General features: G+C 70.1%; 22 protein-coding genes. 6 read left to right on the top strand and 16 right to left on the bottom strand.

Annotated features, from left to right (window positions below; all coding sequences use genetic code 11):
• From ACRWK7_RS30540 to ACRWK7_RS30525, 4 genes are all read right to left on the bottom strand, one after another.
• The coding region (locus tag ACRWK7_RS30540) for a methyl-accepting chemotaxis protein (RefSeq protein WP_431860870.1) at window positions 1-1,225 on the bottom strand (1,225 nt) is incomplete at its 3' end.
• 63 nt (window positions 1,226-1,288) lie between these two features.
• On the bottom strand, window positions 1,289-2,023 hold the full coding sequence (locus ACRWK7_RS30535) for a substrate-binding periplasmic protein (protein ID WP_431860868.1): 735 nt from the start codon (window positions 2,021-2,023) through the stop codon (window positions 1,289-1,291).
• 194 nt (window positions 2,024-2,217) lie between these two features.
• Window positions 2,218-4,251: a methyl-accepting chemotaxis protein gene (locus ACRWK7_RS30530; RefSeq protein ID WP_431860866.1), complete on the bottom strand. Its 2,034-nt coding sequence runs from the start codon at window positions 4,249-4,251 to the stop codon at window positions 2,218-2,220.
• Between the two features lie 73 nt (window positions 4,252-4,324).
• Window positions 4,325-5,314, bottom strand: coding sequence for a DctP family TRAP transporter solute-binding subunit (locus tag ACRWK7_RS30525; protein ID WP_431860864.1), 990 nt, complete (start codon window positions 5,312-5,314; stop codon window positions 4,325-4,327).
• Between the two features lie 395 nt (window positions 5,315-5,709).
• Here ACRWK7_RS30525 and ACRWK7_RS30520 point away from each other — a divergent pair, with 395 nt between their 5' ends.
• On the top strand, window positions 5,710-7,755 hold the full coding sequence (locus tag ACRWK7_RS30520; RefSeq protein WP_431860862.1) for a molybdopterin-containing oxidoreductase family protein: 2,046 nt from the start codon (window positions 5,710-5,712) through the stop codon (window positions 7,753-7,755).
• 136 nt (window positions 7,756-7,891) lie between these two features.
• Here the strand turns inward: ACRWK7_RS30520 and ACRWK7_RS30515 are convergent, their stop codons facing one another.
• From ACRWK7_RS30515 to ACRWK7_RS30480, 8 genes are all read right to left on the bottom strand, one after another.
• Window positions 7,892-9,901: a methyl-accepting chemotaxis protein gene (locus tag ACRWK7_RS30515; RefSeq protein WP_431860860.1), complete on the bottom strand. Its 2,010-nt coding sequence runs from the start codon at window positions 9,899-9,901 to the stop codon at window positions 7,892-7,894.
• A gap of 182 nt (window positions 9,902-10,083) precedes the next feature.
• Window positions 10,084-11,136: a GGDEF domain-containing protein gene (locus tag ACRWK7_RS30510; protein WP_431860858.1), complete on the bottom strand. Its 1,053-nt coding sequence runs from the start codon at window positions 11,134-11,136 to the stop codon at window positions 10,084-10,086.
• 102 nt (window positions 11,137-11,238) lie between these two features.
• Window positions 11,239-11,730, bottom strand: a complete 492-nt coding sequence (locus ACRWK7_RS30505; protein WP_431860856.1) for a pentapeptide repeat-containing protein — start codon at window positions 11,728-11,730, stop codon at window positions 11,239-11,241.
• A 39-nt stretch (window positions 11,731-11,769) separates the two neighbouring features.
• Window positions 11,770-12,249: a thioesterase family protein gene (locus tag ACRWK7_RS30500; RefSeq protein WP_431860854.1), complete on the bottom strand. Its 480-nt coding sequence runs from the start codon at window positions 12,247-12,249 to the stop codon at window positions 11,770-11,772.
• Between the two features lie 49 nt (window positions 12,250-12,298).
• Window positions 12,299-15,790, bottom strand: a complete 3,492-nt coding sequence (gene metH / locus ACRWK7_RS30495; RefSeq protein ID WP_431860852.1) for a methionine synthase — start codon at window positions 15,788-15,790, stop codon at window positions 12,299-12,301.
• Window positions 15,791-15,823: 33 nt separating this feature from the next.
• Entirely contained in the window at window positions 15,824-16,297 is a 474-nt protein-coding gene (locus ACRWK7_RS30490) for a DUF29 domain-containing protein (protein WP_431860850.1), read from the bottom strand.
• A 62-nt stretch (window positions 16,298-16,359) separates the two neighbouring features.
• Window positions 16,360-17,271, bottom strand: a complete 912-nt coding sequence (gene metF / locus ACRWK7_RS30485; protein WP_431860848.1) for a methylenetetrahydrofolate reductase — start codon at window positions 17,269-17,271, stop codon at window positions 16,360-16,362.
• Entirely contained in the window at window positions 17,268-18,251 is a 984-nt protein-coding gene (locus tag ACRWK7_RS30480) for an ArsR/SmtB family transcription factor (RefSeq protein WP_431860846.1), read from the bottom strand. Before ACRWK7_RS30480 ends, metF begins: the two co-directional genes overlap by 4 nt.
• Window positions 18,252-18,579: 328 nt before the next feature.
• Here ACRWK7_RS30480 and ACRWK7_RS30475 point away from each other — a divergent pair, with 328 nt between their 5' ends.
• Together ACRWK7_RS30475 and ACRWK7_RS30470 are read left to right on the top strand one after the other, a co-directional pair.
• Window positions 18,580-19,374, top strand: a complete 795-nt coding sequence (locus ACRWK7_RS30475; RefSeq protein ID WP_431860844.1) for an MlaA family lipoprotein — start codon at window positions 18,580-18,582, stop codon at window positions 19,372-19,374.
• A gap of 64 nt (window positions 19,375-19,438) precedes the next feature.
• The gene (locus ACRWK7_RS30470) at window positions 19,439-20,062 is read left to right on the top strand and encodes an MlaC/ttg2D family ABC transporter substrate-binding protein (RefSeq protein WP_431860842.1); all 624 of its coding nucleotides are present in this window, start codon (window positions 19,439-19,441) and stop codon (window positions 20,060-20,062) included.
• A gap of 254 nt (window positions 20,063-20,316) precedes the next feature.
• On the opposite strand, the gene ACRWK7_RS30465 is transcribed toward ACRWK7_RS30470, so the two are convergent.
• Both ACRWK7_RS30465 and ACRWK7_RS30460 read right to left on the bottom strand, forming a co-directional pair.
• Window positions 20,317-21,741: a sensor histidine kinase gene (locus ACRWK7_RS30465; RefSeq protein ID WP_431860840.1), complete on the bottom strand. Its 1,425-nt coding sequence runs from the start codon at window positions 21,739-21,741 to the stop codon at window positions 20,317-20,319.
• Complete coding sequence (locus ACRWK7_RS30460; RefSeq protein ID WP_431860838.1) at window positions 21,722-22,366, bottom strand: chemotaxis protein CheX; 645 nt, start codon at window positions 22,364-22,366, stop codon at window positions 21,722-21,724. The genes ACRWK7_RS30465 and ACRWK7_RS30460 overlap by 20 nt, the downstream gene beginning before the upstream one ends.
• A 235-nt stretch (window positions 22,367-22,601) precedes the next feature.
• Between ACRWK7_RS30460 and ACRWK7_RS30455 the strand changes: the two genes are divergently transcribed.
• On the top strand, window positions 22,602-24,086 hold the full coding sequence (locus ACRWK7_RS30455; protein WP_431860836.1) for a pentapeptide repeat-containing protein: 1,485 nt from the start codon (window positions 22,602-22,604) through the stop codon (window positions 24,084-24,086).
• A gap of 224 nt (window positions 24,087-24,310) precedes the next feature.
• Here the strand turns inward: ACRWK7_RS30455 and ACRWK7_RS30450 are convergent, their stop codons facing one another.
• Window positions 24,311-24,889: an HPF/RaiA family ribosome-associated protein gene (locus ACRWK7_RS30450; RefSeq protein ID WP_431860834.1), complete on the bottom strand. Its 579-nt coding sequence runs from the start codon at window positions 24,887-24,889 to the stop codon at window positions 24,311-24,313.
• 36 nt (window positions 24,890-24,925) lie between these two features.
• Window positions 24,926-25,294, bottom strand: coding sequence for a DUF2934 domain-containing protein (locus ACRWK7_RS30445; RefSeq protein WP_431860832.1), 369 nt, complete (start codon window positions 25,292-25,294; stop codon window positions 24,926-24,928).
• A 194-nt stretch (window positions 25,295-25,488) separates the two neighbouring features.
• Here ACRWK7_RS30445 and ACRWK7_RS30440 point away from each other — a divergent pair, with 194 nt between their 5' ends.
• Together ACRWK7_RS30440 and ACRWK7_RS30435 are read left to right on the top strand one after the other, a co-directional pair.
• Window positions 25,489-25,689 (top strand): hypothetical protein, encoded by a 201-nt coding sequence (locus tag ACRWK7_RS30440; RefSeq protein WP_431860830.1) that lies wholly within the window; start codon window positions 25,489-25,491, stop codon window positions 25,687-25,689.
• A 99-nt stretch (window positions 25,690-25,788) separates the two neighbouring features.
• On the top strand, window positions 25,789-26,913 hold the full coding sequence (locus ACRWK7_RS30435; RefSeq protein ID WP_431860828.1) for a bacteriohemerythrin: 1,125 nt from the start codon (window positions 25,789-25,791) through the stop codon (window positions 26,911-26,913).
• The last annotated feature ends 74 nt before the right edge of the window (window positions 26,914-26,987 follow it).

The following is a 26,987-nucleotide window of genomic DNA, read 5'->3' as shown; positions in this document are numbered from 1 at the left end:
TGTCCTCGGTCGCCTTGGCCGTCTGGTTGGCGAGGTTCTTCACCTCCTGCGCCACCACGGCGAAGCCCTTGCCGGCCTCCCCCGCCCGCGCCGCCTCGATGGTCGCGTTCAGCGCCAGCAGGTTGGTCTGGCCGGCGATGTCCTGGATCAGGCTGGTGATCTCGCCGATCTTGGCGGCGGAGGTGGCCAGCGCCTCCACCGTCTCGCGGCTGGCGCGGGCGCGCTCGATGGCCTGGCCGGAGATGGTGACGGACTGGTTGACGCTCTCGGCGATGGCGCGGATCGAGCGGGTCAGCTGCTCGGCCGCGGCGCTCGCCGCCTGCACGCTGCGCGCGGCGCCGTCGGCGGCGCCGGCCACGGTGGCGTTGCAGTGGTCGGCGCGCAGCGCGCTGTCCAGCATGGTGCCGGCGCTGCCCTGCATCTGCGAGGCCGAGGCCGAGGCCTCGTGCACCATCGACTGCATGCGGCTGTCGAAGGCGCCGGCCAGCTCGGCCAGCCGGTTGGCGCGCCGCACGTCCTCCTCCTGGCGGGCCCGCTTCTCGGCCTCCAGCTGCTGGCGGTGCTCGGCGTTGCCGCGCAGCACGTCGATGGCGCGCGCCATGGCGCCCACCTCGTCGCGGCGGTCCAGCGCCGGCACGGTGATGCCGTAGTCGCCCTCGGCCAGCTTGCCGACGATGCCCGTGATCTGCGACAGCGGCCGGGTGATCGTCGACACCACCAGATAGAGCACGCCCATGATCGCCAGGAACGCCGCGGCGCCGCCGAACACGGCCAGCCATGCGTCCTCGGCGATGCGGGCCTCGACGCGGTCGGTGCGCAGGCGCAGCACGTATTCGCCCAGCGCCTTCTGCCCGGCGAGGATCGGCGCCGTCACCTCGATGTAGCCCTTGCCAGGGCGGACGTCGCCGTCCTCGGCCAGCACCTTGCCCTTGTCGTCGCGCACGATGGCGCCGCGGTAGTCGGGGTCGGACGAGGGCGCCTTGGCGACCTGCTTGACCTGTTCGAAGTCGAAGTCGTTGAGGGGGATGGCGGCGGCGCGCGCCTGCAGCGACGCGATCATCCGCGCCCGCGACGACAGCCCCGCGTGCGCCTCGCCGGTGGCGCCGTGCACGTTCAAGGCAATGGCGACGGCCTGGTAGGCGAGGAACACCCCGCCGATCAGCACCAGCGCCCGCATCCGCAGGCTGAGCCCGCCGAGAAGACCACCCGTCCCGCCGTTCGCCATCGTCTCTTTCCCTCGCATGCGGCGGCGCCGGCCCGCCCCATAGCGGCCGGCGCCCGTTTTTTCTTACTTCAGAGCGCCCGAGGCCTTGAGCTTCTGGAAGCCCGCCTCAAGCTTGGCCATCAGCGCCTCGGCGCCCGGCGCCTTCTTCGACACCACGAAATACACCGGGGTGCTGGAGATCGAGGTGGTCTTCAGCGCCGGCATCGGCTTGGCCGCCAGCGCGGTCTGCACCGGCTTCGACCACTGGATGAACACCGGGGCGCGGCCGGCCTCCAGCAGGGCCAGGGCCTGCTCGGTGGTGCGGGCATCGACCAGCGTCACCTTGTTGGCCGGGTCCTCCATCCAGGCGCGCCAGCCACCCAGCGAGAAGCCGTTCAGCGCGATCACCGCCTTGCCGCTCAGATCCTCCTTGACCTTCACGGCCGGCGCCTCGTTCAGCGCGTAGGCGTTCATCTCGACGGTGTCGATGGGCATGGCGCTGGCCAGCGTCGTGCCCTCGAACTCCTTGGCCGTCTTCACGCCCGGGAACAGGTCGAGTTCGCCCTGCGGCAGCGCGGCCATCAGGCGGCGCGCCGGGACGGACTCGATGGTGTACTCGATGCCCTGGTCGGCGGCGACCTTCTGCAGCGTCTCGATCAGCGACCCCGCCGGCTTGCCGTTGTCCGTGTAGCTGTAGGGCGGGAACTCGACGTAGCCGACCTTGATCGGATCGGCCTGCGCCACGCCGGCCGCGCCCGCCGTCACCGCCCCCACCAGCGCCAGCGCCTTGACCATCCGCACGAACGTAGAAGAACCCATACGCATCCCCATTGCGTTCAATTCGAGATATTGCGTTGCGAACTATCTCATACCGCTAACGTCGCCGGCAACCATACCTCCGGATTGTTGAATCGCGATGTCGAAATGCTAACGGATGAGGCGATTGTCGCGGCGCATGCGCGCAAAAACCCCCGCCGCGGCTCGCGCGGCGGGGGTGCAGGGAACGACGAGCGTCAGGCCGAGCGGACGGTGCCCAGGAAGGCAGAGACCTCCTGGTTCAGCGCCTCGCCCTGCGAGGCCAGCACGTGCGCGCGGTTCAGCAGGTCCTTGGCGGCGGCACCGCCCTCGTCGGCGGCGTGGCTGACGCCGGCGATGGTCGCGGCCACCTCGCGCGTCCCGGCGGCGGCCTGCTGGATGCCGCGGGCGATCTCCTTGGTCGCCGCCCCCTGCTCCTCGATGGCCGAGGCGATGGTGGTGGCGATCTCGCTGACGTGCTCGATCACCTTGGCGACGCCAAGGATCTCCTCGACCGCCTCCGTGGTGGCGTCCTGGACGCCGGAGACCTGGGCGGCGATCTCCTCGGTGGCCTTGGCGGTCTGGCTGGCCAGCGCCTTGACCTCCGACGCCACGACGGCGAAGCCCTTGCCCGCCTCGCCGGCCCGCGCGGCCTCGATCGTGGCGTTGAGCGCCAGAAGGTTGGTCTGGCTGGCGATCCCGTTGATGAGTTCGACCACGGCGCCGATCTTCTGCGCCGCCTCGGCCAGCCCGGAGACCTTATCGTTGGCGCGCCGGGCGAGGCTGACGGCGTCGGCGGCGACCCGGCTCGATTCACCGACCTGACGGCTGATCTCGTCGATGGAGCTGCTCAGTTCCTCGGACGCCGACGCCACGGTCTGCACGTTGGCCGAGGTCTGCTCGGTGGCGGCGGCGACGGTGGAGGCCAGCTTGTCGGTCTGCTCTGCCGCCTGCGCCATGGTGCGCGCCTGCTCCTCGACCCGGGCGGCCTCGGCCGACACCGTTCCGATGACGCCGCCGACCTGCCGCTCGAAGTTGTCGGCCATGCGGCGCATGGCGGCAGCGCGCTCCTCGGCGGCCTGCCGCGTCATCTCCTCCTCGCGGGCGGCCATGCGCCGCATCTCCAGCGCGTTGCGCTTGAAGACCTCCACCGCCCGCGCCATGGCGCCGATGGCGTCGCGGCGCCCGACCATCGGCACCTCGGTGTCGAGGTCGTTGGCGGCCAGCCGGTCCATGACCGTCGAGATCAGCGTGATCTGCCCGCCGATGGAGCGGCTGATCAGCCACGCCATGCCCAGCGCGAACAGGATCGCGACGCCGGACACCCACAGCGTGGTGGTCCGCGTCTCCGCCACCGATTCCGTCATGCCGTCGAGAGATGCGGTCAGCCCACGCGCCGCCTCGTCCGACAGCGCGGTCACCGCCGTGTCGATGCCCGTGGACAGGGCGTTCATCCGCTTGAGCGCGCCGTCCACCGCGTCGGTTGCCTGCACGGCGCCGCGCAGCGCCGCCTCGTAGGCGTCCAGCGCGGCGCCGAACGCCTTGCCGAGCCGCTGCACGCGCGGCAGCGCCTGCCCCGCGGCCAGCGCCTCGGCGATCAGCTTGCGGGCGTTCGCCACCTCGGCCAGGGCGGCGGCGCTGTCTGCCGGGTTGCGCGAGGCGACGTAGCGCAGCGCCGCGCTGGAGCCGGTCTGCTGCGCGTCGCCCAGGCGCACGACGATCTGCAGCAGGTCGCCCAGGTTCTCGCGCAGCAGGAAGCCCTGCAGCGCGGAGTGCACGGTGCGAAGCTCGGTCAGCGCCTTGTTCAGTTCGCCCGTGGCCGCGCGGCGCTGGCCGACGCCGTCGGCGACGGCCCGGCCGCCGGCGGCCAGCGCGTCCTTGCCGGACAGCAGCGCGCCGGCCGCGGTGCCCAGCGCCGTCCCCTCGGTCGCCGTGCGCAGCCGGGCTAGCGGCGCCTCCAGCCCCGCCTCGGCGACGCCGACCTGGTTGAGCGCCGCCTCGGACTCGAACAGCGCGTAGCCGAGGATCGCCTTCTGCAGCCCCTCCACGGCCGCGGTGGTCTCCTGCACCGTACCGGCGACGCGGGTGTCGGCGCGCACCGCCTGCGTCACCGTCTCCACCGTCGCGACGCTGCGCAGCGTCGACGCGTCGAGCACGGCGATCAGCCCCACCGTCGCCAGCGCGCTGACCAGGATGCGCGAGCGGATCGACAGGACTCCGAAGCGAAACCGCGGCTGTCGTCCCTGTTCCATGACCCCTCTCCTCCCTCTGCCCACCGGCGGGGTGGACGCCGCGCGTGTCCGCTGCGGCGTCCACCCGGCGCCGTTATTGAACCGCGCGGATCTTCGCGATGAGGTCGGCGCCGTACTTCGCCTCGAAGGCCGGCATCGCCGGCTCGACCGCCTTGGCGAAGACGGCGCGGTCCACGCTGCGCACCACCTGCATGCCGGCCTTCTCCAGGGCGGCGACGCCCTTCGCCTCGGCATCGGCGGCGAAGGCGCGCGAGGCGGCGGCGGCCGCCTTGGCGGCATCGGCGAACACCGCCTTGTCGGCGTCCGACAGCTCCGCCCACAGGTCCGGGGCGATGACCACCACCGCCGGGTCGTAGACGTGCGCCGACAGCGTCAGGTGCTTCTGCACCTGATCAAACTTGGCGGCGATGATGGTGGCGATCGGGTTCTCCTGCCCGTCGAACTGGCCGGACTTCAGCGCCTCGAACAGCTGCGGGAAGGGCAGCGGCGTGGCCTCGGCGCCCAGCGCCTTGAAGCCGCCCATGATGACGTCCGACTGCGGCGTGCGCAGCTTCAGGCCCTTGACGTCTTCCGGCGCGGCGACCGGGCGCTTGGCGTTGGTCAGGTGGCGGGTGCCGTTCTCGCCCCAGGCCAGCGCCACCACCTCCTTCGCCTTGAACTTCGCCAGCAGGTCCTGGCCGATGGGGCCGTCCAGCACCGTGTGGGCGTGTGCCGCGTCGCGGAACAGGAAGGGGATGTTGATGACGCCGGCCTCCGGCACGATGTTGGGCAGCGGCGCGCCGGTGATGAACGCCATGTCCACCGAGCCGATCTGGATGCCCTTCAGCATCTCCACCTCGCCGCCCAGCGCCGAGTTCGGCTGCTGGTCGATCTTGAAGCGCCCGTTCGTCCCCTTCTCCACCGCCGCCGCGAAGGCCGCCGCCCCCGCCCCCAACTGGGAGTCGGCCGACAGGATGTAGCCGAACTTGATGGCCCGCGCGCTTTGCGCGGCGGCCTGCGGGACACCGGCGGCCAGCGCCAACAGCGCCGCCGCGGCCGCCACCCCCATACGCAGCTTGTTCATGTTCTCCCCCCGGAAAAAATGCATACCATAGGATGTAACTCAAGGCGCGAAATCTTGCCAAAAAGTTAAGCTATCGTCAGTGCACCGAACAACCAAAGCACTCGCCGGATTTCATCCCTGTAATTCTGAGCGAGGCCGGCAAACATGGAAAACATTTGCGCACAGGAAGCATTCGTTTATTGCAAGCTGACCAAAGCAGTCGGATATTGGGGAGCGGACGCGAATGAACGGTGTTTCGCAGCCCGGAGGGCGCCCAACCTCTTGATCTCGCTGAACGGCGCCCCGACGGGCGGCGCGGAGGGCCGGAAAGCCGCAGCGCGCCGCGGGTTGCCAGCATCCGCCCTTGGCACTAGGCTGCTCCACCTTGCGTATATCAGCCGCTGAAGGACACGTCCGTGCCCGCAGAATTCGTCCCCTCCGCCTGCCCGCACGACTGCCCGAGCACCTGCGCCCTGGAGGTGGAGCGACTCAGCCCCGACCGCATCGGCAAGGTGCGGGGCGCCGCGGCGAACACCTACACGGCCGGCGTCATCTGCGCGAAGGTCAGCCGCTACGCCGAGCGCGTGCACAACCCGAACCGCATCCTGAAGCCGCTGCTGCGCACCGGCCCCAAGGGCTCCGGCCAGTGGCGGGAGATCGGCTGGGACGAGGCGCTGGACCGCGTCGCCGAGAAATTCCTGGAGGCCGAGCGCACCCACGGACCGGAGGCGGTGTGGCCGTACTTCTACGCCGGCACCATGGGCCTCGTGCAGCGCGGCTCGATCCAGCGGCTGCGCCACGCCAAGGGCTATTCGCGGCAGATCAGCACCATCTGCGACACGCCGGCCAACATGGGCTGGATGGCCGGCTACGGCGACATCCGCGGCAGCGACCCGCGCGAGATGGCCGAGAGCGACCTGATCGTCAACTGGGGCGGCAACCCGGTGGCCACCCAGGTCAACGTGATGACGCACGTCGCCCGCGCCCGCAAGGCGCGCGGGGCGAAGCTGGTCACCATCGACCCGTACCGCAACGGCACCGCCGAGGTCTCCGACCTGCACCTCATGCTGCGTCCGGGCACCGACGGCGCGCTGGCCTGCGCGGTGATGCACGTGCTGTTCAGGGAGGGCTTCGCCGACCGTGCCTACCTCGCCCGCTACGCCGCCGGGGTGGAGCGGCTGGAGGAGCATCTGGCCAGCCGCACGCCGGAATGGGCGGCGGCGATCACCGGGCTGGCGGTGGAGGAGATCGTCGGCTTCGCCCGGCTGTACGGGCAGACGACGCGCAGCTACCTGCGCATGGGCTATGGCCTGACGCGGGCGCACAACGGGGCGGCGCAGATGCACGCGGTGTCCTGCCTGCCGGTGGTCACCGGGGCGTGGCAGCACCGCGGCGGCGGCGGGCTGTACTGCTCGTCGGGGATCTACCGGATCGACCGCACGCTGTCCGAGGGGCTGGACCGGCTGGACACGTCGGTGCGCGGCTTCGACCAGTCGCGCATCGGCGCGGTGCTGACCGGCGAGGACATCACCAGCGGCCCGCCGGTCACCGCCATGCTGGTGCAGAACACCAACCCCGCGGCCGTCTGCCCGGACCTGACCCGGGTGATCGCCGGCCTGAAGCGCGAGGACCTGTTCGTCGCCGTGCACGAGCAGGTGATGACCGACACCGCGGCGCTCGCCGACCTCGTGCTGCCGGCCACCATGTTCCTGGAGCACGACGACCTCTACCGCGGCGGCGGCCAGAGCCACATCCTGATCGGCCGCAAGGTGGTCGAGCCGCAGGGCGAGGCCCGCGAGAACCACTGGGTGAACGGCGAGATCGCCCGCCGCGTCGGCGCCGAGCACCCGGGCTTCGGCATGACGGCGTGGGAGATCATCGACGCCATGCTGACGGCCTCCGAGCTGCCGGACGCCGCCACGCTGGCGGCCGAGCGCTGGTACGACGCGCAGCCGGACTTCGAGACCTCGCACTTCCTGAAGGGCTTCGCCTGGCCGGACGGCCGCTTCCGCTTCGCGCCGGACTGGGCGGCGCTGGGGCCCTACGGCGGCTGTCCGGACCTGCCGGACCACATGCCGCCCGGCCGCGGCACCGACGCCGAGCACCCGTTCCGCCTGTTCACCCCGCCGGCCCGGCAGTTCCTCAACACCAGCTTCACCGACACGGAAACCTCGCTCGCCCGCGAGAAGCGCCCGACCGTGCTGATCCACCCGGACGACGCGGCGGGCCTGGGCATCGGCGACGGCGACCTGGTGCGGCTGGGCAACCGCCAGGCGTCGGTGGCGCTGCACGCCGAATTGTTCGACGGCATCCAGCGCGGCGTGCTGGCGGTGGAGGGCATCTGGCCCGGCAGCGCCTTCGTCGAGGGCGTGGGCATCAACGCCCTGACCTCCCCGCGGTCGATCCCGCCGGCCGGCGGTGCGGCGTTCCACGACAACGCGGTGTGGGTGCGGAAGGCATAAAAGCAGTCCCTCCCCCAGCCCCGCTGGGGGAGGTTAGGTGGGGGCAGCGGCGCGCACGAGAATCCATCCCTGCCGCTCACGCCGCCGCCCCCACCCAACCCTCCCCCTGCGGAGCAGGGGGAGGGCTATTGATGCTTCAGCTCGCCCGCACCTCGGCGATGAAGCGGTCGACATCCTGCGACAGGCGCTCGGAATCGCGGAACAGCGTGTCCGCGGCGCCGAGCGCCTCGTGCGCCGCGGAACCGGTGCCGTCGGCGATCTGCTGGACGCCGCCGATGTTGCGCGAGATCTCCTCGGTGCCCTGGGCGGCCTGATGCACGCTGCGGGCGATCTCGCGGGTCGCGGCGTCCTGCTCCTCCACCGCGGCGGCGATGGTGGTGGCGATCTCGTTGATCTGCGCGATCACCGCGGCGATCTCGCCGATGGCGCCGACGGCGCCGCGGGTCGCCTCCTGCATGCCGGTGATCTGGCCGGCGATCTCCTCGGTGGCCTTGGCGGTCTGGTTGGCCAGCGACTTCACCTCGGAGGCCACCACCGCGAAGCCCTTGCCGGTCTCGCCGGCGCGGGCCGCCTCGATGGTGGCGTTCAGGGCCAGCAGGTTGGTCTGCGACGCGATGGAGTTGATGAGCTCCACCACATCGCCGATGCCGCGCGCCTGCTCGGCCAGCGCCTGGACGCTGCGGGTGGTGTCGTCGGCCCGCTGCGAGGCGCGGCGCGCCACCTCGCCGGACTGGTTGACCTGACGCGAGATCTCGCTGATCGAGCTAGTCATCTCCTCGGCCGAGGCGGCGACCGTCTGCACGTTGGCCGAGGCCTGCCCGGCCGCCTGCATCACCGTGGCGGCGCGCGACCGTCCGTCCTCCGCCATCTCGGTGAGGCGGCGGGAATTGGCCTGCATCTGGCTGGCGGCGGCCGACACCTGGGCGACCACGCCCTTGATGCTGGCCTCGAAGCTGTCGGCGAGCCGGCGCATGGCGGCGCGCTTCTCCTCCTCGGCGGCCCGCTGGGCGCGCTTGACCTCCTCCTCCATGGCGCGGCTGCGGATCAGGTTGTCCTTGAACACCTGCACCGCCGCCGCCATCTGGCCGATCTCGTCCCGGCGGCCCGCCGCCGGCACCTCGACCGCGGTGTCCCCCCGGGCGAGACGCTCCATGGCGCCGGTCATCGCCACCACCGGGCGCGACACGCCGCGTCCGATCGCCCAGGCGAGCAGGCAGGCTAGCAGCACGGCGACCGGCGTCAGCGTCTGCGCCGCGGTCTCCGCCAGATCCGAGGTGGCGATCGCCGCCGCGCGCATCTCGCCCTGCCGCGCCGTGGCGACCTCGCGCGCCTCCTTCAGCTTGTCGGCGGTCGCACGGCCGATGGGGGCGAGGCGCTTGTCGCGGATCTGGTTGACCGTCGCGATGCCCGTCTCCAGCACCGACAGTCCGTTGGAGAAGTCGCGCAGCATCGCGCCGGCGGCGGCGATGCGCTCGGTCTGGCCCTCGGCCAACGGCAGCTCGGCGAGATCCTTGAAGGTGGCCGCCGCGCCGTCCACCCGCTTGCGCACCGCGGCGAAGTCGAAGGCGGTGTCGCCGTCCAGGATGCGGAAAACCAGGATGCGCGCGGTCCAGACGTCTTCGGCCAGACGCGACACCGCGGCGGCGGCGGCGAGGTGCCCGGCGGCCACCTCGGCGTCGCGCATCTCGATCAACAGGCCGCGCAGCTTGGAGCCGAGTTCGTAGACCACGTTCTTGTTGGCGGCTTCGCGCTGCTCCCGGGCGGTCGCGATCTCCGCGGCGGTGCGCTCGTAGTCGTCCAGCAGCGCCAGGATCTCATCGATGCGCTTGCGGTTCACCTCCCGCTTCATCAGCGCCCGCGCCTGGGTCAGCTCACGGCGCGCGGTGGCCACCTCCGCAGGGATGGCCTTGGCGTTCTCCGCGCCGCCCGAATAGATGTAGCGCACGCTGGCGAGCCGCGCCCGCAGCACCGACCCGTCGGCGCGCGACACCAGTTCGGCGATGACCGCCTGGTCGGCCAGCCCGCCCACCGAGTCCCTGGACTCGGCGGCCTCGTACCACGACACGCCGCCAAGCGCCGCCAGCAGCATGACGACCACGCCGAAGCCCAGCGCGACGCGTGTTCCGACTTTCCGGTTCTCCAGCATACCAGCCCCTTCCCTGCCGGCGCTTCGCGACGGCGATCGATGCCCATCCATCAGGATTAATCCCAATGGATGGGCATCGTGAACATACGGCGGTATGGGAGTCAAAATTTATTAGTATGACTAACTATTTAACACAGCGGGCCGGCTTCCCTTGGAAGCACCAACGCCTTGAGGGCACAGGATTACCAGCCCGCCTCGCCGCACACCCGGTTCCGGCCGGCGCGCTTTGCGGCGTACAGCGCCGCGTCGGCGCGGCGGACCAACTCCGCGAGCGTCTCGCCCGGGCGGTACTGCGCGGCGCCGATGGACAGCGTCACCGTGCCGTAGGACGCGCCGCGCGACTTGTTGACGATCTGCCGGGAGCCGACGGTGGCGCGCACCTGCTCCGCCACCTTCAGCGCGTTGTCGAGCGCGGTGCGCGGCAGGATGATCGAGAACTCCTCGCCGCCGTAGCGCGCGGCGGTGTCGCGGCCCTTGATGCACTCGGTCAGCAGCTTGGCGACGAGACGCAGCACATGGTCGCCGACCAGATGGCCGTGCGTGTCGTTGAAGGTCTTGAAGTGGTCGATATCGACCATCAGCAGCGAGAGCGGGATGCCCTCCTGCTCCGCTTCGCGCGCCGCCTCGTTCAGCGTGATGTCGAAGGCCTTGCGGTTGGCGATGCCGGTCAGGCCGTCGGTCATCGCCTCGCGCCGGGCGGTGTCGAGGTTGACGCGCATCTCGGCCAGCTGCTGGCTGGAATCGAGAAGCTGCGACTGCAACCGCGTCTGCTGGTCGACGATGGCCGTGGTCTCGGCGGCGATGGCGGCGACCATGGCGCGGAGGTCCTCCATCGACATGGGCTCGTCCAGCTCGCCCTGGAAGCCGGCCAGCGCGTGGCCGTAGCGGTTGGTCTCCGCCCCGGCGGCGTTCAGCAGCTCCAGCAGCTTGCCGAGCGCCGAGCGCGCCCGCTCGCTGGTCTCGCGGATCGCCTGCGCCTCGGAATCCAGGGTGAAGAAGCGCTTGAACAGCTCGTCGCAGTGCGACTGGGTCAGCGTGCCGCCCTCGCGCTGCGCCATGTCGATGGCGCGGGTCAGGTCGGGCAGCTGGCCGCCGTGGTAGGCGTACCAGAGCGTGAAGTTCTCCGGATTGGGGGGCAGGCGGTCGGTCAGCATGCGGCTCATCGCGCGCGCCGCAAGCTCGCCCGCCCGTTCGAAATCGTCCGAATACGCCACCGCCGCCACCCCGCCGATCACGCCAGCTCTAGACCTGTCCACACCGTATATTGGTGTTTCCCTTCGCGGCAAGGGTCTTTCATGGCAACGATCAAAAGCAGGGGCAGACTTGCCCAGCTCACGTCAGTTGCATTGGCCGATGGAGTTCTCGGCGCATATTTTCCGGCCGTCGACCCAGGTGGCGCCGGTGAGGTCGGCGTTGCGGAAATCGGCGCCGCCGAGCTTGGCGCCGGTGAAGTCGGCGCGCTTCAGCGACGCCCCCACCAGCTTGGCGTTGCGCAGGTCGGCCTCGCGCAGGGACGCGCCGTCCAGCTCCGCACGGGTGAAGTCCGCCTCGATCAACCGGGCGCGGTCGAGCTTCGTGCCGGTCATCGTGGCGCTGACGAACTTGGCGCGGTAGGCGTCGGCGTCGGTCAGCACCGCGTCCTTGAGCGTGGCGCGCGAGAAGGTGGCGTCGCGCAGCTCGGCGCCCGTCAGGTCGGCGCCGTGCAGCTCACCGCCGTCGAAATAGCAGCGACGCCAGAGCACCTTGGGCTGCGCGGGGTCGGTGCAGGCGGCCTCCGCGGGGGCGGCGGCCAGCAACAACGCAAAGGCGGCGAAAATTGTCCGTTTCATCCCGCAAGAGATAAGGGAGGGCACCGGCAAAACCAAACCCTATCGGGGCTGCCCCACCGCCCGCCCGGCCTGCGGCGGGCGCGGCAGATCCCCGTGCGCCTGCGCCGCGGCGGCGAGGCGGGCGCGCGTCCCCTCGGCGAAGGGAGCGGCGCGGCGGTCGGCGAGGTCCACGTGCAACAGCAGGAATTCCGCGGTGGCGGCGAGGAACCCCTCGCCGGCGTGGCGCATCTCGTGGAACAGGTGCAGCCGCTTGGCGTCGGCGGCGAGGATGGTGGAGGCGAAGCGAAGCCCGTCGCCCTGCGTCACTTCGCGCGCGTAGGTCAGATGCGCCTCGACCACGAACATCGAGCGCCCCTGGGACTCCGCGTAGTCCTTGCCGATGCCGAAGTGGTCGAGCACCGCATCGGTTGCGTGGTCGAACGCCAGCAGGTAGTAGGCCACGTTCATGTGGCCGTTGTAGTCGATCCACTCGGGCCGGACGGTCTCGGCGTGGAGTTGGAAGGGGGCGGGGATGGTCATGGAAAGGTCTCCGCCGCCACTGTAGCACAGCGGCGGCGGAGGTCGCCCCTCACACGCTGAAGTACTTGGCCCGGGGGTGGTGCACCACGATGGCCGAGGTGCTCTGCTCCGGGTGCAGCTGGAACTCGTCGGACAGCTCGACGCCGATGCGCTCAGCGCCCAGCAGCGCCATCAGGTGCTTCTGGTCCTCCAGGTTCGGGCAGGCCGGGTAGCCGAAGCTGTAGCGGGAGCCGTGGTAGCCCTGCTGCAGCAGCTTCTCCTTGTCGCGCGCGTCCTCGGCGCCGAAGCCCAGCTCGGCGCGGATGCGGGCGTGCACGTATTCGGCCATCGCCTCGGCCATCTCCACCGAGATGCCGTGCAGGTACAGGTAGTCCTGATAGCGGTTCTCGGCGAACCACTGCCGCGCCACGTCGGACGCCTTCTGGCCCATGGTGACGACCTGCAGCCCGATGACGTCGCGCTCGGGCGAATCCACGTCGCGGAAGAAGTCGGCGATGCACTCGCCGTCCTCCTTGCCCTGGCGCGGCAGGGTGAAGCGGGCGACCTCGGTGGTGCCCCCCTCATCGAAGAGGACCACGTCGTTGCCCTCGGCCGCCGCCTTCCAGTAGCCGTAGGCGGCCTGCGGCTGGAGGATCTCCTCCTTGGCGCACAGCTGGAGCATGCGGTCGAGCACCGGGCGCAGCTCCTTCTTCGACCACGCCATGAACTCCTCGAAGGACTTGCCGTCCTTCCGGTAGCCCCATTGCAGCTGGTAGAGCATGCGCTCGTTCAGATACGTGACCAGCGTCTTCAGCGGCACGTACTCGATGACCTTGGCGCCCCAGAACGGCGGGGTCGGCACTGCGACGCCCTCGGCGAGACGGTTGCGGCGGGCGCGCACCGCCGCCTTGTCCACCGGGCCGGTGGCGGCGGAGGTCGCCTGCCCCAGCACGCGGCGGCGGTTGGACGCCTTGCCGGCGCGCTTGGCCTGCGTGACGGCCAGCAGGTTGTCGAACTCCCCGCCGACCACCTTGTCCATCAGCGTCAGGCCGTCGAAGGCGTCGCCCGCGTACGCCACGCGGCCGGGGCCGTAGGACTTGACGCAGTCCTCCTCCACATAGGCGCGGGTCAGCGCCGCGCCGCCGAGCAGGACCGGGACCTCCAGCCCCTCGCGGGTCATCTCCTCCAGGTTCTCGCGCATGACGACCGTGGACTTCACCAGCAGGCCGGACATGCCGATGGCGTCGGCCTTGTGCTCCTTGGCGGCCTGGATGATGGTGCCGACCGGCTGCTTGATGCCGAGGTTGATGACCTTGTAGCCGTTGTTGGTGAGGATGATGTCCACGAGGTTCTTGCCGATGTCGTGCACGTCGCCCTTCACGGTGGCCAGCACCATGGTGCCCTTCTGCTGGCCCTCGACCTTCTCCATCAGGGGTTCCAGGTAGGCCACCGCCGCCTTCATGGTCTCCGCCGACTGGAGCACGAAGGGCAGCTGCATCTTGCCCGAGCCGAACAGCTCGCCCACCACCTTCATGCCGTCCAGCAGGTAGGTGTTGATGATGTCGAGCGGGCTGTACGTCTCCAGCGCCTTCTTCAGGTCGTCCTCCAGCCCGGTGCGGTCGCCGTCGACGATGCGCTGCTTCAGGCACTCCTCGATGGTCTCGGGGCGCGCCTTCTTCTTGGCGTCGGCCGCCTTGCGGCCCTCGAACAGGGCGATGAACGCCTGCAGCGGGTCGTAGCCGTCCGCTCGCCGGTCGAAGATCAGGTCTTCGGCGGTCTTCACCTCCTGCTCGGGGATCTGGTGCAGCGGCATGATCTTGGAAACGTGCACGATGGCGCCAGTCATGCCGCGCTTGACGGCATGGTCCAGGAACACCGAGTTCAGCACGTGCCGCGCCGCGGCGTTCAGGCCGAACGACACGTTGGACAGGCCGAGGATGATCTGGCAGCCCGGCATCTCGCGGCTGATCGCCTCGATGCCGTCCAGCGTCCAGATCGCCAGCTTGCGGTCGTCCTCGTTGCCCGTCGCGATGGTGAAGGTCAGCGGGTCGAACAGCAGGTCGGCCGGGTTCAGCCCGTACTCGCCCACCGCCAGATCATAGAGGCGCTTGGCGACGGCGAGCTTGCGCTCGGGCGTCTTCGCCATGCCCTCCTCGTCGATGGTCAGCGCGATCACCGCGGCGCCGAACTTCTTGGCCAGCTCCAGGCGCTTGCGGGCCGGCTCCTCGCCGTCCTCGAAGTTGATGGAGTTGATGATCGCCTTGCCGCCATAGAGCTGCAGCGCGCTGTCCAGCACGTTCAGCTCGGTGGAGTCGATGACCAGCGGGGCGGTGACCGAACCGACGAAGCGCTTCACCACCTCGTTCATCTCGGCCACTTCGTTGCGGCCGACGAAGGCGGTGCAGACGTCGAGGGAGTGGCTGCCCTCCTTCACCTGCTCGCGCGCCATCTCGACGCAGCCGTCCCAGTCGCCCTTCTCCTGCAGCTCGCGCCACTTCTTGGAGCCGTTGGCGTTGCAGCGCTCGCCGATGGCGAAGAAGGCGTTCTCCTGGCGCAGCGTGACCTGCCCGTACAGCGAGGCCACCGCCGGCACCCAGTGCACGGTGCGGCCCTTCGGCGCCGGGCGGTGCTGGCCGGCCGGCGCCAGCTTGCGCAGCACGGCGTCGGCCGCCGCGATGTGCGGCACGTTGGTGCCGCAGCAGCCGCCCACCAGGTTGACGCCGTCCTCGGCGATGAAGCGCTCCAGCCAGTGGCCGAAGTCGGCGGCGGCCAGCGGGTAGTGCGTCTTGCCGTCCACCAGCTCCGGCAGGCCGGCGTTCGGCTGCACGGAGATCAGGCCCGGCCAGTTCTGCGACAGCCAGCGCACGTGCTCGCCCATCTCCAGCGGGCCGGTGGCGCAGTTCAGGCCCATCAGCGGCACGTCCAGCGCCTCGATGATGGTGGCCGCCGCGGCGATGTCGGTGCCGACCAGCAGCGTGCCGGTGGTCTCCACCGTCACCTGCACGAAGATCGGCGTGTCGGTGCCGGCCTGCTTGCGCGCGCGCTTGACGCCGTTCACCGCCGCCTTGATCTGCAGCGGGTCCTGGCAGGTCTCGATGAGGATGGCGTCGCAGCCGCCGGCGATCTGCCCGGCGGCCTGCACGAAGAAGCTCTCCTCCAGATCGGCGTAGGGCATGTGCCCGAGGCTCGGCAGCTTGGTGCCCGGCCCGATGGAGCCGAGGACGAAGCGGGCGCGGCCGTCCTTGAAGGTCTCCGCCGCCTCGCGCGCCAGCTCGACGGCGCGCTGGTTGATCTCGTGCGCCTTGTCCCCGATCCCGAACTCGCCCAGCGTGATGGGGGATGCACCGAAGGTGTCGGTCTCCACCATGTCGGCGCCGGCCTCGTAGTAGCCGCGGTGGATCTCGCGGACGATGTCCGGGCGCGACAGCGGCAGGATGTCGGTGCAGTTCTCGTGCCCCCAGAAATCCTTCTCGACGTCGAGGTCGATTGCCTGGATGCGGCTGCCGAACCCGCCGTCGCACAGGAGAACGCGGTCACGCAGGGTGTCGAGGATGTGGGGCATGGGACTTCTGTTTTTCTCGAGGTGTGGTTCGGGTCAGTCGAGGCCGTGGCGGTTCGCCGGCCACCAGCCGTAGTCGAGGATCTGGTCGAGCGTGTAGGGGCACTCGGCGGGCAGCACGCGCTCGTCCACGCGATCCTGGCCGAGGCCGTCCACGGCGTAGTCGCGACCACGGCGATAGGCGGTCGGCAAATCGATCTTGCCATGCAGGCTCGGGCTGTCGGCCAGGGCGTCGAGAACCGACGCGCGGTGCTCGCGCACCGACTTGCGCCAGCCGCCGCGCGGATCGGACGCCGGGGAGAATTCCAGCTTCAGCAGGTGCTCGATGACACGGCTGATGCCGGAGTTGACCGCACGGCGGTCGTTCTTCCCCATGTCCTCGATCTCCTCGGCCAGGTGCTCGAAATCGAGCGGCACGTTGAGGCGGGCCGCTGCGGTCTCGCGCAGCAGCCGCGCCTGCTCCTGCGTCCAGGAATAGAAGTCCTCGTCGTAGGCGCGCCGAGCGGTCATCGTCCAGCCCTCCACCCCATCACGGTTCACCGGTCACCCTAACATGGGTACCCGCGGCCGTCCTACCCAGCCGCCGGGACCGCCGTCCCAACCGTCGATCGGGCCTTGATGCCCAGCATCCGGCAGATGGCGACGGTCAGGTCGGCGCGGTTGAGGGTGTAGAAGTGGAAGTGCTCCACCCCCTGCGCCTGGAGGTCCTGGCACTGCTCGGCCGCCACGGTGGCGGCGACCAGCTGGCGGGTCTCCGGATCGTCGTCCAGCCCCTCGAAGGTCTCGGCCATCTTGGGCGGGATGGTGGCGTTGCACTTGCCGGCGAACTCCACCGCGCGGGCGTAGTTGGTGATCGGCAGGATGCCCGGCACGATCGGCACGTGGATTCCGGCGGCGGCGCACCGGTCGCGGAAGCGGAAGTACTTCTCGTTGTCGAAGAAGAACTGCGTGATGGCGCGGGTCGCCCCGGCGTCCACCTTGCGCTTCAGGTTGTCGAGGTCGAACTGGGCGCTCGGCGCCTCCGGGTGCGTCTCCGGGTACGCGGCCACCGAGATCTCGAAGTCGGCGACCTGCTTCATGCCGGCCACCAGATCGGCGGCGTAGGCGTAGCCGCCGGGGTACGGCTCGTACTTCCCGCCCAGGCCGCCCGCCGCCTCGGGCGGGTCGCCGCGCAGCGCCACGAGGTGGCGGATGCCGGCGTCCCAGTAGGTGCGGGCGATCGCGTCGATCTCCTCACGGGTGGCGCCGACGCAGGTGAAGTGCGCCGCCGCCGGGATGCCGGTTTCCTTCTGGATGCGGGTCACCGTGTTGTGCGTGCGCTCGCGCGTCGAGCCGCCGGCCCCGTAGGTCACCGACACGAAGGCCGGCGCCAGCGGGGCGAGGCGCTGGATGGCCTGCCACAGGCTCTGTTCCATCTTCTCCGACTTGGGCGGGAAGAACTCGAAGCTGACCGCCGGGCCAGAAGAGGCGGTTGCGGACGTCATGAGTGGGCTCCGGTCATGGAGAGAGAAGGTGTCGAAGGGACGGCCGCGCGCCCGGCGAGCCGGACCGCGGGCCAGATGGAGACGGTGAGCGGGTCGCCCGGCAGATGCACCACCGGGCCGCACTCCAGCCCGGCCTGGCGGCACCACGCCGCGACCTCCTCGTCGGCGAAGCCGAGGCGGCGGTGGGCGTGCTCGGCGCGCAGCGCCTCCAGCCCGTGCGGAGCGAAATCGACGATGAGCAGCCGCCCGCCGGGGCGCAGCACGCGCGCGGCCTCCCCCAGCACGTCGGCCGGATCCTCGGAAAAGTGCAGCACCTGATGCACCACCGCGGTGTCGAAGGAGGCCGAGGGGAACGGCAGCTGGTACATGTCGGCCTGCCGCACGTGGCAGTGGCGCAGGCCGGCGGCCTCCAGCTTGGAGCGGGCGACCGCCAGCATCTCGCGCGACTGGTCGACGCCGACCGCGCGCGGGCTCTTCGGCCCAAGAACCTCCAGCATGCGGCCGGTGCCGGTGCCGATGTCCAGCAGCTCGCCGGGGCCGGAGTCGGGCAGCAGGCGCAGCAGCGCCTCCTCCACCTCGCGCTCGGGCACGTGCAGCGAGCGGATCTCGTGCCAGCGCTGGGCGTTGTCGCGGAAATAGGCCGCCGCCGCCTCGGACCGGCCGCGCTTGATCGACTCCAGCCGCTCCAGGTCGAGCGCCAGCATCGGGTCGTCGGCCGGAATGGCGTCCACCAGCACGCGGGCCAGCTCGGCCGAGGGGCCGCGCTCGGCCAGCCGGTAGAAGGCGAAGGTGCCCTCGCGGAACCGGTCGAGCAGGCGGGCGTCGCACAGCAGCTTCAGATGGCGCGAGACTCGCGGCTGGCTCTGGCCCAGGATGTGGGTCAGCTCGCTGACGGTCAGCTCGCCGTGGGCGCATAGCGCCAGCAGCCGCAACCGTGTCGGCTCCGCCGCCGCCTTCAATGTCGCCAGCAGATCGTCCATCGCCAGCCGCCCGTCTCCCAAAACAAAGGCCGATTCGGAGGCGCACCGCGCTCTCACTGATACAGATATAAAGATATCTTTATGCAACGTAAACCGAATTCGGCGCAGCACCGGCCCCAACCCACGAAATGGGCATCCGGGACGCGAAAGCGGGCGCGGTTACCACACTTGCGTCCGGTTCCGCGCCCCACGGATGTCCCAGACTGGTCAAAACGCAACGCCTGTGTTAGTGGACGGAATGGGCGGGTGTTGTCCGGCGTCGGGCCGGTGGCGTCCGCCGACCGTCCGCACGTTTCCGCCCCCGTCGCAACAAGAAACGAATCCCTCCATGATGCCGGTCACCGCTATCCGCAGCCTCTTCCGCACGGCGCTCGCCGCCACCGTCGCCCTGGCGCTGGCCGGGTGCGCGTCCGGCCGCAACGGGACGGGACAGGAGGAGGTCTACGACCCCCTGGAGGTGCCGAATCGCTTCGTGTTCGCGATGAACGACGCGGCCGACATCCTGGTGATTCGTCCGGCGGCCGAGATCTACGCCGGCGCGGTGCCCGACCCCGTGCGCAACGCGGTGCAGAACATCTTGGAGACGCTGCTGGCGCCGCTGGTCATCGGCAACTCGCTGCTGCAGGGCGACGGACAGAACGCCAGCGACGCCACCGGCCGCTTCATGACCAACGCCATCCTGGGCCTGGGCGGCGTCTTCGACGTGGCCTCCACGGCCGGCATCCCCGCCTACCGCACCGAGGACTTCGGCCAGACGCTGGGCGTGTGGGGCGTGGGCGAAGGGCCGTATCTGGTGCTGCCGCTGATCGGCCGCTCGAACGCGCGCGATGCGCTGGGCTACGGCGTCGATACGGTGGCCGACCCGTTCCGGATCGCGACGTCGGCCGCCAACGCCAACGGCGTCCTCTACAGCCGCTCCGCCGCGTCGGCGGTCGACACCCGCTCCCGCCTCCTGCGCGAGGTGGACGACATGCGCCGCAGCTCGGTGGACTTCTATGCCGCCGCGCGCAGCCTCTACCACCAGCAGCGCAACGCGTCGATCCGCAACAGCACGAGCGCCGGCACGCCGGAGTTCCCGGAGTTCCCGGAGGACGCCAAGCCGAACATCTCGCCGCTGCGCTGACCGAAGCGCACGCGCCTTCCGCCACTGTTGACAAACGCCTGGGCACCGCCACTTTGACTTTGCTATGCTGACCCGTCGCCATCTCCTCACCGGTGCGGCCCTGCTCGCGTTCAGCGGTTGGGCCTCCCTGAACCCCGTCTTCGCGCAGTCCGCCGACCCCGGCGCCGGCGCGTTCATCCAGAAGCTCGGCACCGAGGCGATCAATTCCTTCGCCAACAAGGGCCAGCCGAAGCCCGCCGCGCTCGCCAAGTTCAAGCAGCTGCTGAACGAAGGCTTCGACGTGCCGTACATCGGCCGTTGGGTGCTCGGCCGCTATTGGAACCAGGCCAGCCCGCAGCAGCAGCAGGAATACCAGCACCTGTTCGAGCAGCTGATCGTCAAGACCTACGCCGACCGGTTCGTCGAATATTCCGGCGAGACGTTCAAGATCACCGGCACCCGCCTGGAGGGCGAGTCCGACACGATGGTCACCACGCAGATCATCCGCCCCGCCGGCCCGCCGGTGGCGGTGGACTGGCGCGTGCGCAAGCGCGACGCCGGCTACAAGATCATCGACGTGGTGGTCGAGGGCGTGAGCATGGGCGTGACCCAGCGCCAGGAGTTCGCCTCGGTGATCCAGTCGAACGGCGGCAAGATCGATGGCCTGATCCAGGCCCTGCGCCAGAAGACGGCGCAGCAGCCGGGCTGAACCGGCGTCGTTCATCGGGAAAAGGGCCGTCCTTCGGGGCGGCCTTTTTTTGTTGGGAAACAGCCCTACTCCTGCCAAGGCGCCGTGACGGCGGGCAGGAATTCACACGGATTGCACGGATTATGTCTTCTTGCTTGGCAGCGGCTCACGGATGGGCCGACGCGCAGCAAGCATCGGAATATCCGTGAAATCCGCGCCTCAATCCGTGCAATCCGTGTGAATGTTGCCTCGGATACGGATATCCGCCGAGGATCCTACGCCCCCGCGGGCTCCGGCACGCCGGCGTCCTCCAGCGGGATCGCCACGCGAAAGCTGGCGCCGCGGGCGCTCGGCAGCACCTGCAGGGCGCCGCCGATCTGCCGGCTGAGCGTGGTGATGATCCGCATGCCCAGGCTGCGCGTCGCCTCCAGGGTGAAATCCGGCGGCAGGCCGGGACCGGTGTCGGTCACCGTGAACAGCAGGCGGTCCGCGTCCCGCTTCAGCGACAGCACCACCTCCAGCGGGCGGTCGCCGCCGTGCTTGATGGCGTTGGTGATCAGCTCGTTGGCGATGAGGCCGAGCGGCACCGCGGTGTCGATCGGCAGGTCCACCGGCTCCGCCTCGACGCGCAGCCGGAACGCCGCCGCATCGCCGGACGCGCTGACCAGATCGTCGCACAGCGCCTCCAGGTAGGTCGCCAGCTCGACCGTCTCGAACCGCTCGGTCTGGTACAGGCGGGAATGCACCTGGGCGATGGCCTGGATGCGGCCGATGGCGTCCTGCACCTGATGGCGAAGCTCGGGGTCGGACATCCCGCGCAGCTGCAGCTGCAGCAGGCTGGACACCAGGTGCAGGCTGTTCTTGACGCGGTGGTTGACCTCGCGCAGCAGCAGGCTCTTCTGCTCCAGCGCGCGCTGCAGCTCGCGCTGCACGCGGCGGCGCTCGGTGACGTCGCGCAGGATGCCGGTGATCGAGCCGTGGCCCTCCACCGTCCAGCGCGCCAGCGACAGCTCCAGCACCACCGGGTCGCCGTTCCGGGGCCGGCCGGTCACCTCGCACGCCCCCTCCCCCGCCGGGCCGGGCGGCGTCAGCCAGCGCGCCGCATCCTCGCCGAGGAACAGCGATATCGGATGGCCGACCGCCTCGTCCGTGGTGTAGCCGAAGCCGCGCTCGGCGGCGCGGTTCAGCCACTGGATGGTGCCGGCGACGTCGGTGGTGACGATGGCGTCGCGCGCCGTATCGACCACCGCGCGGTAGCGCGCCTCGCGCCGCTCGCGCAGCTGGCGGTCGCGCTCGGCCGCCGGCGTCACGTCGACGATCTGCACGATGCAGAGCGGCCCGTCCTCCGAGCTGCCCGGTTCCAGCCGGCGCACCGTGGTGCTGTGCACCATGGGCTGGCCGTTCGACCGGGTCAGCCCCAGCAGGTGGCGGTTCAGCGTGTGCGACAGCACGGCCGGCGCGCCGGTCGCCAGCGCGTCGCCGACGGCGAGGTCGATGCGCGAATCGCGCACCTCGGGAAACAGGTCCAGGAAGTTGCGCCCCACCGCCTCGTCCGCCGGGCGGCCGGTGGCGCGCGCCATCCAGGCGCTCCACAGCCGCACGCAGCGCTGCGAATCGAGCACGATCACACCCACGTCGAGCGCGCCGAGGATGCCGGACGACAACTCCGGCGGCACCGCGTCAGCGGGGTGGTCTGTCATGCCCGGCCTCCGGCACCATGCCCGCGATGAATCGGTGGATCAGCTCGCGCAACGCGGTCAGCGACGGCAGGTCCATCAGGAGAGCGATATAGCCGCGGATGGCGCGGCTGCGAATCGAGAAGTCGATGTAGAGCAGCAGCACCTGGTCGCTCGGCACGTCCGTATCGTCGTGGCTGTAGAGGATCGCGCGCCCGTCGCCGCGCAGCAGGCTGGGCAGCGAGATGCTGAGGCTCTCGCGCAGCGCGTTGGCGATCATCGACAGGCAGCCGTTGAGGATGACGTTGCCCATCTCGGTCAGCGCCTCCTGCTCCAGGTCGACGATCTCCTCCAGGCTGTAGCCGTCGCCGACGGCGGCGCGCACCAGCTCCAGCGAGTTGACCTCGGGGAAGACCAGCAGCGCCCGGCCGGAGAACCGCCCCTGGAAGTTCTGCCCGACCGCCACGAACTGCGTCGGCCCGCCGCGCGAGAAGGCCTCGATCGCCGTCTCGCGCCCGACGATGGACACCGACGGCACCGACAGCGCGACCTGGTCGGAGACCATCTTGCTGAGGAAGGTGGCCGCGCGGCTCACCCCCATGTTCAGCAGCTCGGTCAGCGCATCGCGCTCCAGCTCATCCAGGTCCATGATCCTCAAACTCTCTCGCAGCCGCGGCGCGACCGGCGATGGAACAGTGGCGACTCGCTCCTTCCCGGTCAAGGTAAGGTCGCGCTCACCAACGACCGATGCCACCCCCGACGGGCATACGCCCAAGGGCAGGATTCGGAAGGAAAAAAGCACGGCGCGGGCCGCCGCCGCAGGTGACGCCGCATTGTTGCGCGCGCATACTCGGGCACCCGCACCACGAACCGCACAGCCACGCATGCCTCTCTCCGCCGTCGAAACCGCCGAAATCAGGGCCATCCTGGTCGCCCATCAGAACTGGCTGCGGCGGCGCGGCGGCAAGCGCGCCGACCTGAGCTTCCGAGACCTCGCCGACGTCGACCTGACCCGCGTCACGCTGACCGGGGCGAAGCTGGCCGGCGCCAACCTGTCCGGAGCCAAGCTGGCGACCGCCGACCTCAGCCAGGCCGACCTGTTCGGCGCCGACCTGGAGCGCGCCGACCTCACCGGCGCCAACCTGTCGGGCGCCGACCTGCGCGGCGCCAACCTGCACCGGGCGGTGCTGACCGACGCGGTGATGCGCGGCGCCGACTTCCGCGCCGGCGAGCTGGTGGACGACGGAAGCCGGGCCGCGGAGGCGCGCACCGGCGGCACCACCCGGCTGACCGAGGCGCGGATGGACCGCTCCATCCTCACCGGCGCCAACTTCACCGGCTGCGACCTCTCCGGCGCCGACCTCAACGACGCGGACCTGACCGGGGCGGAGCTGGGCTCGGCGGTGCTGCTCGGCACCGACCTGACGGGGGCCACGCTGGAGGGCGCCAATTTCGGCGGCACGGTGATCGACCAGGCCACGCTAAGCCGCACCTACATCCCCTTCGTGCTGCCGCCCAACGCCGTCGTCGCGCCGAGCTACGCGCCGATGGCGGCCGACGCCTTCCTCGCCGCGGTCACCGCGCACGAGGCCTGGGTCGAGCAGCAGGGCCGCAGCGGCGCCCGCCTCGACCTCGACCTCGTGAAAATGCCGTCGGGGCTCGACCTCGTCGGCCGGGTGCTGGCGGCGGCGCGGCTGCGGCGCTGCCGGCTGCCGGGGGCGCGTCTCGCCGGGGCCGATCTGCAGATGGCCGACCTGTCCTACGCCGAGCTGGAGGGCGCCGACCTCCGGCGCGCCGACCTGCGCGGCGTCACGCTGCGCCGCGCCGTGCTCAGGGGTGCGGTGCTGACCGGCGCGCTGGCGCAGCCCCTGCCGCTGGCCGGCGGGCGCGAGTGGCCGGCGAACCTCGACGGCGCCGACCTCTCGGGCGCCGACCTGCGCGACACCGACTTCAAGCGGGCGGTCGTCCGCTCGGCGACGCTGGGCGGGGCGAAGCTGGAGGGCTCCGGCCTGACCGCCGAGGACGCCGCCCCGCCCCACCCGCCCGAACCGCACGAGCGGCGCCGGCAGAAGCGCTTCGTCCGCCCGGCCATCCTGGTGCGCAGCGCGCGCGGCGAGCACCGGGCGCGCAACTGGTCGATCGGCGGGCTGTGCGTCCAGGCCACCGACCTGCCGTGGAAGCACGGCGACCTGGTGGACCTGCGGCTGTCGCTGGCCGGCCAGCCGGAGATCGCCGCCAACGCCCAGGTCGTGGTGGTTCACGTCAACCGCGGCAAGGAACAGGTCTCCGTGCGCTTCCAGAACTACCGCGACGAGCTGAAGACGCTGCTGAAGACGGCGTTCCTGGAGCACCAGAAGCTGGTCGGGTGAAGGGCGGTCCTTCCGGAGGCCGCTGCGTCGCGGACAAGACTCCACACGGATTTCGCGGATTTTTGACACGGATTACACGGATTTTCTTTTACCGTGCCGCACTGCCGGCGCTTCGGAACGAGCCGGCGCGGTGCACGCATAAGGAAAAATCCGTGTAATCCGTGCTGAAATCCGCGAAATCCGTGTAACTGTTGCCTGTGGAACGGACGCTTACCGGACTCGGGTCAGGTCCGCGCCAGCTCCGTATCCGACCCCGAGGCACGCCAGACCTTGGAGGCGGTGGGGCCGGTGTCGCCGGTGGTTTCCACGTACTTCACCGGGTCGCCCTCGCGCAGGTCGTCCAGCGTCACGTTGATGCACGAGTTGGCGTGGAAGTACAGGGTCGTGCCGGTGTTGGTGCGCAGGAAGCCGTGGTCGCCGTTCACCTGGGTGATGTAGCCGGGCTGCTCCGGGTCGTGCGGCTTCACGTCGCCGCGCTGCTTCTGCTTGTACTCGATGAGCTGACGCTCGGCCGCCTCGAACGCGTCGCGCACCGAGGTGCGGGCGTCGGGGTTGGCGTACTTCTCGGCCGCCTTCGCCGGCTTGCGGCTGACGACGATGTCCTGGCCGGGCACCATCAGTTCGATGTGGACGTCGAAGACGTTGCCGGTGCGGTGCTGGCGGTGCTGCTTCTCCACCGCGACGCGGATGCCGACCAGACGGTCGTACATGCGCTCCAGCTTCTCCGCGCGCTCGGTGATGTAGCCGTGCAGCGCGTCCGAGCTGTCCATGTTGTGGAAGGCGATTTCCAGGTTCGTGTTCATCGTTGCTCCCCTTCGGGCTCGTCGTTCGTCACGCGCTCAACCGGCCGCCTTACGCCGCGTCCGGCGGCGGGTCTCGGCGGCAGGGGTATCGGCGGGAGTGGTGGCGGGCCAGGGCTCGCGGTCGCCGGTGCCGGGAATCTGGAACTCCTCGCCCTGGTCGGCGACGCCGGGCATCTCGCCCTGGCTCGCCATGCTCAGCACCGGTTCCACCGGTTCGGTGCGGGATGCCGTGTCGTCCGGTCCGTGCGAGGGGTTGGGCATCAGGGTGCCGGCGTAATTGTCCTCGATGGCGATCTCTTCCTTGGCGAGCGTCCAATGGTCCTCGTGGCGCCCCTCCGGGCGGCCCTCGCGCTCCCAGATCTGGTGGGCGCGCCGGCGGATGCGGTCTTCCAAGTCCTCGGCCATTCCCGGTGCTCTCCTCCTCTGGCGATGGTTGGGTGTCTTGGTGTCAGGCGTGTTCTGTCGGCATGCTTTTGGGGCTGCGCCTTCTTAACCGGTTGGCATAGCCCTTGGTTCCACCGGCGGGGCTGCCGCTTGCCGGGCGCGGCCACATGCACAGATTGCTGGGGCGCTTTGGGGGAAAATGGAGAAAAACCACAATGTCCTGGCGGCAGACACCCGTCGCGGTCGGCGACCGCTTCATCCGCACCGGGCAACCACACCGCGTGATGGTCGTCGTGGCCTTCGATCAACGCGCCGGCCTGCCGCCGCACGCCCGCCTCAACGTCGAGGACAGCAGCGAGGAGCTCATCCTCGGATTGTCGGCGCTGACCGACACGACCTTGTATCGGCGCGTATAATCCAATAACCTTATATGCAGAATGGCCTTGAAAACTTTCGCGCTGCAGCACAATGATTTGCGCGCCTATGGTTGATGCTTGTCGGTGCGGAGCGGCGTGATGGACTCGATGGCGGTGGGCAGGGCGAACCGGCGCTTTCGCATCGGCCGGCGCGCCCCGGGTGCTCCGCGGGCCTCAGCCCGCGCCGCTCTGCAGTTCCGCCGCGTGCACAAGGCCAGCGTGGTGGCGCTCGCCACGCTGGCGGAGCACAAGGATCCCTACGCCTCGCAGCACATCCTGCGGGTGTCGCGGCTGACCGACGAGATCGCCCGCGCGCTCCAGCAGGCCGGCCCCTACCGCGACCGCATCGACGGACGCTGGCGCGAGATGGTGCGCGTCGCCAGCATGCTGCACGACGTCGGCAAGGTGACGATCCCCGACGGCGTCCTGCAGAAGCCCGGCCGCCTGACGCCGGAGGAGCGCGCGCTGATGCAGAAGCACAGCCAGAACGGCCGCGCCATCCTAGAGCGCGCGGCCCGGCTGTCGGAGGTCGGCGGCTACCTCGCCATGGGGGCGGAGATCGCCGGCTGCCACCACGAGAAGTTCGACGGCAGCGGCTATCCCGGCGGCCTGAAGGGCGAGGCGATCCCGCTGTCGGCGCGCATCGTCGCGGTGGCCGACGTGTTCGACGCGCTGACGCACCGCCGCTGCTACAAGGACGCGTGGACGCAGGAGGACGGTATCGCCTACGTCCGCGACCGCGCCGGCACGGAGTTCGACCCGGCGGTGGTCCAGGCCTTCCTCAGCGTGATGGAGGTGCGCGCCTCCGTCACCATCATCGCCTGGAACGAGGGCATGAGCGTCGGCGTCGAGGACCTCGACAACGACCACCGCGTGCTGATCGACCTGATCAACCAACTGGCCGCCGCCGAGAGCCGGCGCGACCGCATCAACCTCGAGGCGGTGCTGGACGAACTGGTCGACTACACGGTCTTCCACTTCGAAAAGGAAGAACAGTACATGGAGGGCGCCGGCTATCCGCAACTGGCCAGCCACAAGCGCACGCACGCCATCCTGACCGAACAGGTGCTGGCGATTCGCCGCCGCGTGGTCGAGAGCGAACAACCCGAGCTGGGCGACGAAGTGCTTGACTTTCTGAGCCGCTGGCTCCGGGAGCACATTTTGCAGGCGGACGCCCTCTATCGACCGTATCTTGCGTGCAACTCGGACGAGGAAAGCGACTGACCGATCGGTTTGTCCTGTCCTTGCCCTTTGAATTAGCCCCAAGGTGGTGGTATCCGACGGCTGGTCCTGCAAGG

This window comes from Azospirillum sp., from assembly GCF_050789165.1.
The sequence above is the reverse complement of the archived record's forward strand: the minus strand, read 5'-3'. Positions and strand labels throughout refer to the sequence as shown.

Coding starts and splice junctions, on each gene's coding strand:
- ACRWK7_RS30530 (WP_431860866.1), bottom strand. CDS start 4,251: ATGGAACAGGGACGACAGCCGCGGTTTCGCTTCGGAGTCCTGTCGATC.
- ACRWK7_RS30525 (WP_431860864.1), bottom strand. CDS start 5,314: ATGAACAAGCTGCGTATGGGGGTGGCGGCCGCGGCGGCGCTGTTGGCG.
- ACRWK7_RS30435 (WP_431860828.1), top strand. CDS start 25,789: ATGGACTCGATGGCGGTGGGCAGGGCGAACCGGCGCTTTCGCATCGGC.
- ACRWK7_RS30455 (WP_431860836.1), top strand. CDS start 22,602: ATGCCTCTCTCCGCCGTCGAAACCGCCGAAATCAGGGCCATCCTGGTC.
- ACRWK7_RS30445 (WP_431860832.1), bottom strand. CDS start 25,294: ATGGCCGAGGACTTGGAAGACCGCATCCGCCGGCGCGCCCACCAGATC.
- ACRWK7_RS30535 (WP_431860868.1), bottom strand. CDS start 2,023: ATGGGTTCTTCTACGTTCGTGCGGATGGTCAAGGCGCTGGCGCTGGTG.
- ACRWK7_RS30515 (WP_431860860.1), bottom strand. CDS start 9,901: ATGCTGGAGAACCGGAAAGTCGGAACACGCGTCGCGCTGGGCTTCGGC.
- ACRWK7_RS30440 (WP_431860830.1), top strand. CDS start 25,489: ATGTCCTGGCGGCAGACACCCGTCGCGGTCGGCGACCGCTTCATCCGC.
- ACRWK7_RS30475 (WP_431860844.1), top strand. CDS start 18,580: ATGATGCCGGTCACCGCTATCCGCAGCCTCTTCCGCACGGCGCTCGCC.
- ACRWK7_RS30480 (WP_431860846.1), bottom strand. CDS start 18,251: ATGGACGATCTGCTGGCGACATTGAAGGCGGCGGCGGAGCCGACACGG.
- metF (WP_431860848.1), bottom strand. CDS start 17,271: ATGACGTCCGCAACCGCCTCTTCTGGCCCGGCGGTCAGCTTCGAGTTC.
- ACRWK7_RS30460 (WP_431860838.1), bottom strand. CDS start 22,366: ATGGACCTGGATGAGCTGGAGCGCGATGCGCTGACCGAGCTGCTGAAC.
- ACRWK7_RS30505 (WP_431860856.1), bottom strand. CDS start 11,730: ATGAAACGGACAATTTTCGCCGCCTTTGCGTTGTTGCTGGCCGCCGCC.
- ACRWK7_RS30450 (WP_431860834.1), bottom strand. CDS start 24,889: ATGAACACGAACCTGGAAATCGCCTTCCACAACATGGACAGCTCGGAC.
- metH (WP_431860852.1), bottom strand. CDS start 15,790: ATGCCCCACATCCTCGACACCCTGCGTGACCGCGTTCTCCTGTGCGAC.
- ACRWK7_RS30500 (WP_431860854.1), bottom strand. CDS start 12,249: ATGACCATCCCCGCCCCCTTCCAACTCCACGCCGAGACCGTCCGGCCC.
- ACRWK7_RS30470 (WP_431860842.1), top strand. CDS start 19,439: ATGCTGACCCGTCGCCATCTCCTCACCGGTGCGGCCCTGCTCGCGTTC.
- ACRWK7_RS30465 (WP_431860840.1), bottom strand. CDS start 21,741: ATGACAGACCACCCCGCTGACGCGGTGCCGCCGGAGTTGTCGTCCGGC.
- ACRWK7_RS30490 (WP_431860850.1), bottom strand. CDS start 16,297: ATGACCGCTCGGCGCGCCTACGACGAGGACTTCTATTCCTGGACGCAG.